8 protein-coding genes and 1 riboswitch are annotated in these 7,688 nt (G+C 54.1%); of the genes, 5 read left to right on the forward strand and 3 right to left on the reverse strand.

Annotation, left to right across the window (positions count from 1 at the left end):
• Window positions 1-59 precede the first annotated feature (59 nt).
• The 3 genes from INF73_RS03825 to INF73_RS03835 are packed head-to-tail and all read left to right on the forward strand — an operon-like array spanning window position 60 to window position 3,288.
• On the forward strand, window positions 60-1,337 hold the full coding sequence (locus INF73_RS03825; RefSeq protein ID WP_193542259.1) for a nucleoside permease: 1,278 nt from the start codon (window positions 60-62) through the stop codon (window positions 1,335-1,337).
• A complete protein-coding gene (locus INF73_RS03830; RefSeq protein ID WP_041909084.1) occupies window positions 1,334-2,338 on the forward strand; it encodes an ADP-ribosylglycohydrolase family protein in 1,005 nt (334 codons plus the stop codon). Before INF73_RS03825 ends, INF73_RS03830 begins: the two co-directional genes overlap by 4 nt.
• A complete protein-coding gene (locus INF73_RS03835) occupies window positions 2,335-3,288 on the forward strand; it encodes a PfkB family carbohydrate kinase (RefSeq protein ID WP_193542261.1) in 954 nt (317 codons plus the stop codon). The genes INF73_RS03830 and INF73_RS03835 overlap by 4 nt, the downstream gene beginning before the upstream one ends.
• Here the strand turns inward: INF73_RS03835 and INF73_RS03840 are convergent.
• Genes INF73_RS03840 through thiM form a run of 3 tightly spaced genes read right to left on the reverse strand, consistent with a single transcriptional unit; the run spans window position 3,262 to window position 5,618 of the window.
• The gene (locus INF73_RS03840) at window positions 3,262-4,008 is read right to left on the reverse strand and encodes a GntR family transcriptional regulator (protein ID WP_193542263.1); all 747 of its coding nucleotides are present in this window, start codon (window positions 4,006-4,008) and stop codon (window positions 3,262-3,264) included. The two genes, INF73_RS03835 and INF73_RS03840, sit on opposite strands and share 27 nt — an antisense overlap.
• A 42-nt stretch (window positions 4,009-4,050) precedes the next feature.
• Window positions 4,051-4,851: a bifunctional hydroxymethylpyrimidine kinase/phosphomethylpyrimidine kinase gene (gene thiD, locus INF73_RS03845; protein WP_192986613.1), complete on the reverse strand. Its 801-nt coding sequence runs from the start codon at window positions 4,849-4,851 to the stop codon at window positions 4,051-4,053.
• Entirely contained in the window at window positions 4,848-5,618 is a 771-nt protein-coding gene (gene thiM, locus INF73_RS03850; protein ID WP_028013823.1) for a hydroxyethylthiazole kinase, read from the reverse strand. The genes thiD and thiM overlap by 4 nt, the downstream gene beginning before the upstream one ends.
• 35 nt (window positions 5,619-5,653) lie before the next feature.
• A riboswitch (TPP riboswitch) is annotated at window positions 5,654-5,751 on the reverse strand.
• Between the two features lie 387 nt (window positions 5,752-6,138).
• On the opposite strand from thiM, the gene INF73_RS03855 reads away from it, so the two are divergent.
• Window positions 6,139-7,284, forward strand: a complete 1,146-nt coding sequence (locus INF73_RS03855) for an HNH endonuclease signature motif containing protein (protein WP_193541930.1) — start codon at window positions 6,139-6,141, stop codon at window positions 7,282-7,284.
• A gap of 16 nt (window positions 7,285-7,300) precedes the next feature.
• A partial coding sequence (locus tag INF73_RS03860; RefSeq protein ID WP_193547284.1) for a YrhA family protein occupies window positions 7,301-7,688 on the forward strand: 388 nt, incomplete at its 3' end.

Raw genomic sequence — 7,688 nt, forward strand, 5'->3', positions numbered from 1 at the left:
AAAGGTATTATTGAGTGGTATGTTAAAGGCGTACCTTATCTGACATGCAGGATTAAAAAATGAAAACGAAAGTCCAACTGTCATTCATGATGTTTGTTGAATGGTTTATCTGGGGCGCGTGGTTTGTGCCATTGTGGCTGTGGCTGAGCAAAAGCGGGTTTACCGCCGGGGAAATTGGCTGGTCTTACGCCTGTACCGCGATTGCCGCAATCCTCTCTCCTATCCTGGTCGGCTCGCTGACGGACCGCTTCTTCGCCGCGCAGAAAGTGCTGTCGGTGCTAATGTTCGCCGGCGCGATCCTGATGTACTTCGCCGCGCAGCAAACCCAGTTCAGCACCTTCTTCCCGCTGCTGCTGGTCTATTCCCTGACCTATATGCCGACCATCGCGCTGACCAATAGCATTGCCTTCGCGAACGTGGACGACGTTGAGGCTGATTTCCCGCGCATCCGCGTGATGGGCACTATCGGCTGGATCGCCTCGGGGCTGGCGTGCGGGTTCCTGCCACAGATGCTCGGCTACAGCGATATTTCCGATACCAATATTCCGCTGCTGATGACCGCAGCCAGCTCCGCCCTGCTCGGCGTCTTTGCCCTGTTCCTGCCAAACACGCCGCCGAAAAGTACCGGCAAGCTGGATTTCAAAGTGATGCTGGGGCTGGATGCGCTGGTCCTGCTGCGCGACAAAAACTTCCTGGTATTCTTCTTCTGCTCGTTCCTGTTCGCCATGCCGCTGGCCTTCTACTACATCTTCGCCAACGGCTATCTCACCGAAGTGGGGATGAAAAACGCCACCGGCTGGATGACGCTCGGCCAGTTCTCTGAAATCTTCTTTATGCTCGCCCTGCCGTTTTTTACCAAACGCTTTGGTATTAAGAAGGTCTTGCTGTTGGGCCTGATTACCGCCGCCATCCGCTACGGCTTCTTTGTTTACGGTGGCGCTGAACAGTTCTTCACCTACGCCCTGCTGTTCCTCGGCATCCTGCTGCACGGCGTGAGCTATGACTTTTACTACGTGACCGCGTACATCTACGTGGATAAAAAAGCGCCGGTGCACATGCGCACCGCCGCGCAAGGCCTGATTACGCTGTGCTGTCAGGGGTTTGGTAGCCTGCTGGGTTACCGCCTGGGCGGCGTGATGATGGAAAAAATGTTCGCTTACAAAGAGCCGGTGAATGGGCTGACCTTCAACTGGGCCGGAATGTGGACATTTGGTGCAGTCATGATTGCCGTGATTGCCGTGCTGTTTATGCTGTTTTTCCGCGAATCGGATAAAGAGATCACCGCAATTGAGGTGGTTGATGGCGATACCGCGCTGACACAAGGGGAAGTTAAATGAAACAAGACCGTATTCTCGGGGCCCTTTACGGCCAGGCGTTAGGGGATGCGATGGGCATGCCGTCGGAGCTGTGGCCGAGAAAGCGCGTCAAGGCGCACTTCGGCTGGATCGACCGCTTTTTACCCGGCCCGGCAGAGAATAACGCGGCCTGCTATTTCAAACAGGCAGAGTTCACCGATGACACCTCGATGGCGCTATGCCTGGCCGATGCGATCATCGAGTGCGACGGGGAGATTAACGCGGACGTTATCGGCAAGCATATCCTGAACTGGGCGCTCGACTTCGACGCGTTTAACAAGAACGTGCTCGGCCCGACCTCCAAAATCGCGCTTAACGCGATTCGTGACGGGAAGCCGGTGAGCGAGCTGGACAACAACGGCGTGACTAACGGGGCGGCGATGCGCGCCTCCCCGCTGGGCTGCCTGCTCCCGGCGACGCGGCTGGAGCACTTTGTGGACCAGGTTGCGCAGGCCTCCAGCCCGACGCATAAATCGGATCTCGCCATTGCCGGCGCGGTGGTGATTGCCTGGGCGGTTTCCCGCGCCATCGATGGGGAACGCTGGCAGAACATCGTCGATGCCCTGCCGGGGATCGCCCGCTATGCGCAGGAGGCGAAAACCACCACCTTCAGCGCGTCGCTCGCGGCACGCATTGAGCTGGCGCTTAAGACCGTGCGGGACGCCAACGGCATCGACTCCGCCAGCGAGCAGATTTATCAGCTCACTGGCGCAGGTACCAGCACCATTGAGTCCGTTCCGGCAGCCATCGCAATGGTGGAGCTGGCGGGAACCGACCCGAACCGCTGCGCCATTTTATGCGCCAATCTGGGTGGCGATACCGACACCATTGGCGCGATGGCGACGGCCATCTGCGGCGCGCTCCACGGCGTGCAGGCCATTGACCCGGCGCTGAAGGCCGAGCTCGACGCCGTTAATCAGCTCGATTTCGGTCACTACTGTGAAAAACTGCTGCACTTCAGGGAGCAAAGGGAGGGCGTATGAATTCTTTTGCCCAACGTCTCGACACCCTGCACGCCACGCGCCCGGTGACGGTGCTGGGCGCGGCGGTGATTGACGTCATCGCCGACGCCTACGCCCTGCCCTGGCGCGGGTGTGATATCGAGCTTAAACAGCAGGGGGTGAATATCGGCGGCTGCGCGCTGAATATCGCCATCGCCCTGAAACGGCTCGGCATTGCGGCGCAAAACGCCCTTCCCGTCGGCCACGGCGTGTGGGCGGATATTATCCGTAACGCAATGGCGAAGCAGGATCTGCACAGCGCCGTGGAGGCTGAAACCGGCGACAACGGCTGGTGTCTAGCGCTGGTGGAGCCTGACGGCGAGCGCACCTTTATGTCCTTTAGCGGCGTCGAGAACCAGTGGCAGCAGCGCTGGCTTGACGAGCTAAACGTCCCGCAAAATAGCCTGGTTTATCTCTCCGGCTACCAGTTGGCCTCGCCGTGCGGCGAGCTGCTGACGGGCTGGCTTGAAGGGCTGGAGGATGTGACGGCGCTTATCGATTTCGGCCCACGCATCGCGGATATCCCCGACGCGCTGATGGCGCGGATTATGGCCTGCAGGCCGATCGTGTCGCTTAATCGTCAGGAAGCGGAGCTCGCTGCTGAAAGGCTGGGCGTTGAGGCTGAAAACCTGGGCGAGGAGTGGCAGCTGCGCTTCGGCGCCGCGCTGATTGTGCGGCATGATAAAGACGGGGCTGCCTGGTATGATGGCGACGCATCGGGCGTTGTTCCGGCGTTTCCCGCCACGGTAGTGGACACCATTGGCGCTGGCGACAGCCACGCGGGCGGCACGCTTGCCGGGCTGGCGGCGGGATGGTCGCTGGCAGACGCCGTTCTGCTGGGGAATGCCGTGGCGTCCTGGGTGGTGAGCCATCGCGGCGGCGACTGCGCGCCCACTCGTGAGGAATTACTCCTCGCACACAAAGACGTATAGGTCGCTGCGACAGTAGCTGATGCTGTACTCAATCGGCCGGTGCTGCTGGTCAAGCGCAACCTGCTTGATCACCAGCACCGGTATTTTTTCGTCCATCTTAATGTGCGCCTGAAACTCGCTGTCCGGCATGCGGGCGCTGACCCGTGAACGGGTGCGCTGCGGGAAGATATTCTGACTGCGGAAGTAGTCGTACAGCGAAATTCCTATCGCATCCGGTTCGGGAATGAGCCCAACCGGCACCCAGGACTCTTCAATCGACACCGCATCGTCATCCACATAGCGAATACGCTTCAGCAAAAAGACGTCGCTGTTCGGCTCCAGCGACAGGTGACCCGCCACCTCTTCCGGGCATTTCACCACGCGTTTATTGACCCACAGCGTATTAGGCGTTTTACCGCGTAGCACCACCTGCTGAGAGAACCCGCGCGCTTCCTTGAGCGAGTATTCAAAAATGTTGTTAATTTGCGTGCCGTAACCCCGGGCACGCGTGACAACGCCCTCGGCTTCCAGCGCCTGCATCGCTTTGCGCACGGTGATCCGCGACACGCCGGTTAACTGGCTCAGATCGCGCTCGCCGGGCAAAATGTTCCCGTGCACCAGCACGCCGCTGCGCACCGCGTTTTTTACCGTTTCGGCAAATTTCAGGTACAGCGGCGTGTTGTCAGGCTCGGCGATCCGTTCAGTCAGTTGAGCGATTAACCGGGTATGCGCTTGTTCCATCTCTGTTTTCTCAGGCGTGGTGTTTCCTGCCAGTATACTGGGTTACCACCACGCATGAAAATGATGAACCGGCCCAATACCGTGACCGACTTCCAGAGTATCGGCTTTTGCCAGCGCCGCCGACAGCCAGATTTTCGCTTCTCGCACCGTATCAGCCCAGCCGTCATGCCGCGGGCGCAGCGCCGCCAGCGCGGCGGAGAGAGTGCACCCCGTGCCGTGGGTGTTTTTGGTCTGTACGCGCGGAGCCGTAAAACGTTGCTCGCCGTCGCGGGTAAAGAGCCAGTCCGGGCTTTCAGCGTCATCCAGATGACCGCCTTTCATCAGCACCGCCCCGCAGCCCATCGCCAGCAGCGCATACCCCTGCTCTTTCATTTCGCGTTCAGTTTGCGCGTGCGACGTGCCTAACAGCGCGGCGGCTTCCGGCAGATTGGGCGTGATGATCGCCACCTGCGGCAGCAGCTTATTGCGCAGCGTCTCAACGGCGGAGGCGGAGAGCAGCGGATCGCCGCTTTTTGCCAGCATGACGGTATCCAGCACCACGTTTTGCACCTGATAGCGTTTAAGCCGCTCGGCCACCGCCTCCACAATATCCGTCTCGGCCAGCATGCCGATCTTGGTGGTATCAATCCGCACGTCGCTGAACACCGAATCCAGCTGCGCGGCAACAAAATCCGGCTCGATACGGTAGACCGACTGCACGCCGCGCGTGTTTTGCGCTACCAGCGCGGTAATCACCGAGCAGCCATACGCGCCAAGGGCCGAGAAGGTTTTCAAATCGGCCTGGATGCCCGCGCCGCCGCTGGGGTCGGTACCGGCAATGGTCAGGGCGTTAATCCGCTTCATGCCTGCTCCTCCAGCGTGTAGAGCGCGTCGAGGAACGCGCTGGTAAAACTGCCTGGCCCGCGCGAGCGCGCAACGGCTGCCGTTCCGGCGCGCTTCATCCATCCGCAGGCGGCGGCAACATTATCCAGCCGGTCCCCCGGCAGCGAGCAGCTCGCCGCCACAACGGCAGAAAGCGCGCACCCGGTTCCCACTACGCGCGTCATTAACGGGTCTCCGCCCGTTACCGTTCGGGTCCGTTCTCCGTCAGTGATGTAGTCCACCTCGCCGGTGACCACCACAATGGCATGGGTCTGGCGGGCCAACGCCTGAGCGGCAGGCAACGCGCTGGCGGCGGTGTCGGTGGTATCAACGCCGCGCCCACCCGCGCTCATTCCGGCCAGAGCCAGGATTTCGGAGGCGTTGCCGCGAATGGTGGTCGGGTTCAGGGCCAAAATTTGATGGCAAAAACGGGTGCGGAACGTCAGGGCACCCACCGCAACCGGGTCCAGCGTCCAGGGTTTGCCTGCCGCCACCGCGCTTTCAATCGCCCGACGCATCGACTGGGCGCGCGGTGCGGTCAGCGTGCCGACGTTGATTAACAGCGCATCGGCTATCGCGGCAAACTGTTCGGCCTCTTCGGCCTCAATCACCATCGCCGGGGATGCGCCAAGGGCCAGCAAAACGTTGGCCGTAAAGGTCTGTACGACGTCATTGGTCATGCAGTGGGTCAGCGGAGAACGGGTGCGGAAGTGGTGTAAAACGTGTAAATCGAGCAGGTCAGGCTGCATGGGTTCGCTCCTGCCTTGCGTGAAGAAGCGATGACCGGGAAGGCATCTGACTTCCCTACGCTGGCATTATCCAGATCAGGTAATACGGGTATTTCTCAGCCTTCAACGAAGAAGGGCACCCCGAGTCAAATCTATATAAAACAATCAGTTACACAGAAACAAATTATAGATGCTTAGTGTAACCGGGGGTAGGGATCAGGCGCAAGGATTTTCGATTTACAATTAAATTCAACTCTGCCGCCAGAAGATAAATAGAGATTTTTATTGAGCTTATATTACATAAATACTACTTTTGGCACCATCGAAATAGAATCCAAGCCAAAGATAAGCCAATAGACAAAATAACTAACCACACTTCAAAAGACGTTTAAAAGTAGATAATAGATTCCCTTATTGTTACTCATAGCTTGCAATTTATATCAATACTATGAATACATCCAAGGTATTTATCTATCATGGGAATAATTGATAATATAATTTCTTCTGATAATATAAACCTTTTGCATTGTGAGGGATCTACATGCACGATTTCAGATTGTTCATGATATGGGATGCAGCAAGGGAACTTAAACCCGAAGATTTTCAATACATACTGAGACCGGAAGTCACTTTTGAAAGAGCAAGAATCTACTACGATCTTGATTCTGACAACTATTCTTATTTTAGCCTCCATCAAATGCCAAACAGAAAGAGTGGGTTTGTAAATCCTCATTCAGCCAAATATGACCGTAAACGTAATGGTCTGTACGATGGTGCATATGATCACACACAGCATAATATAGATACTGGCTGGCTTATCGGAATAGACACCACTGAAAAATGGGATTACTTCAAACATCCCTTTTATTTTGATGAAAAGGGTGATCTTGTTTATGATTGCTTTATGGAACATTGGCATTCATGGTTTGAAATGAAAGTAAAAGAAGCATATGAAAAGTGTTTAAATGATCATCAGGGAAGGAAACCAGCGCCTACACAAAAAATTCATTATTCAGATGCCCCTATACAACATGCGCAATCAGCTAAGACCATCAATAGCAAAGCAGCAGGACGTTTATTGGCCGCTGGCGGGGTTTATAATGGAAACATTGAAGGGTTCAGAAAAACTGCAGAACAATTAGGCGGTGAAGCTATACAGGGTTATGACCAGGTATTAAATGAACAAACAGCAGGTACAGCTATTGCAGCGTCTTCAATTCTGTTAGCGAAAAGACCTAATAGTAAGTCTTTTGAAGAAGTGTATCGCTACTTAGGCAAAGTCAGGGGAAAGACAAAACTATTAAACAATATAGAAGTAAAAGAAATAAACTACGTAAAACGTGACCCTTCTGAAACTATGTTTCTAAGGAAAGAATTTAATAATATTGTGAGGAAGAAATTTCTTAATCAGTTATCCAATTCCTCAGATGCTGCTAACGTCTTCGAACCTTCGGATTTGTTCAAAATGAGTAAGGGTACAGCACCAGATGGCTGGGAAGTTCATCATAAACTACCATTGGATGATGGTGGTACAAATGCCTTTGATAACCTATCATTGGTTGAAAAAGAACCGTTTCATAAGGTGTTAACAAATATGCAGAGAACATCGACAAGAGGTATGCTACCGGGAGAGAGCAAAGTAACTCCATGGGTTATGCCTACTGGATCGATTTATCCGCTTAAATAATTTGATGGGTATGAAAATGAAATCAAATGTAACAGACTTGCTAATCGAATTAAGAAAGATGATGACCGATTTAGAATACCCAATCGAGCAACCTATTAACGCATCATTTCTTGATAGTCTAACAAAAAAACGCAGAAAAACCGCATCACCAATACTGGATCAAATCGGAAATGAAACTTGTCTTCTTTTAGTTAATCAACCTGACTATACTAAATTCATCGAAAAAATGGATGGATTTGAGTATAACGGCCTGACAATGTTCAGTTTATCAATTCCAGAACCAATAGTTAAAAACTTGTTCATTATGAATGAGTTTTATCGCAATAATGATTATTTAGATCCCGAATTACAAGAACGATTAGTTATTGGGGAGGATGGAATGTCATTGTTTACTTATGATACAA

Source organism: Enterobacter cloacae complex sp. P6RS (genome assembly GCF_014982245.1).
Taxonomy (GTDB): domain Bacteria; phylum Pseudomonadota; class Gammaproteobacteria; order Enterobacterales; family Enterobacteriaceae; genus Enterobacter; species Enterobacter bugandensis.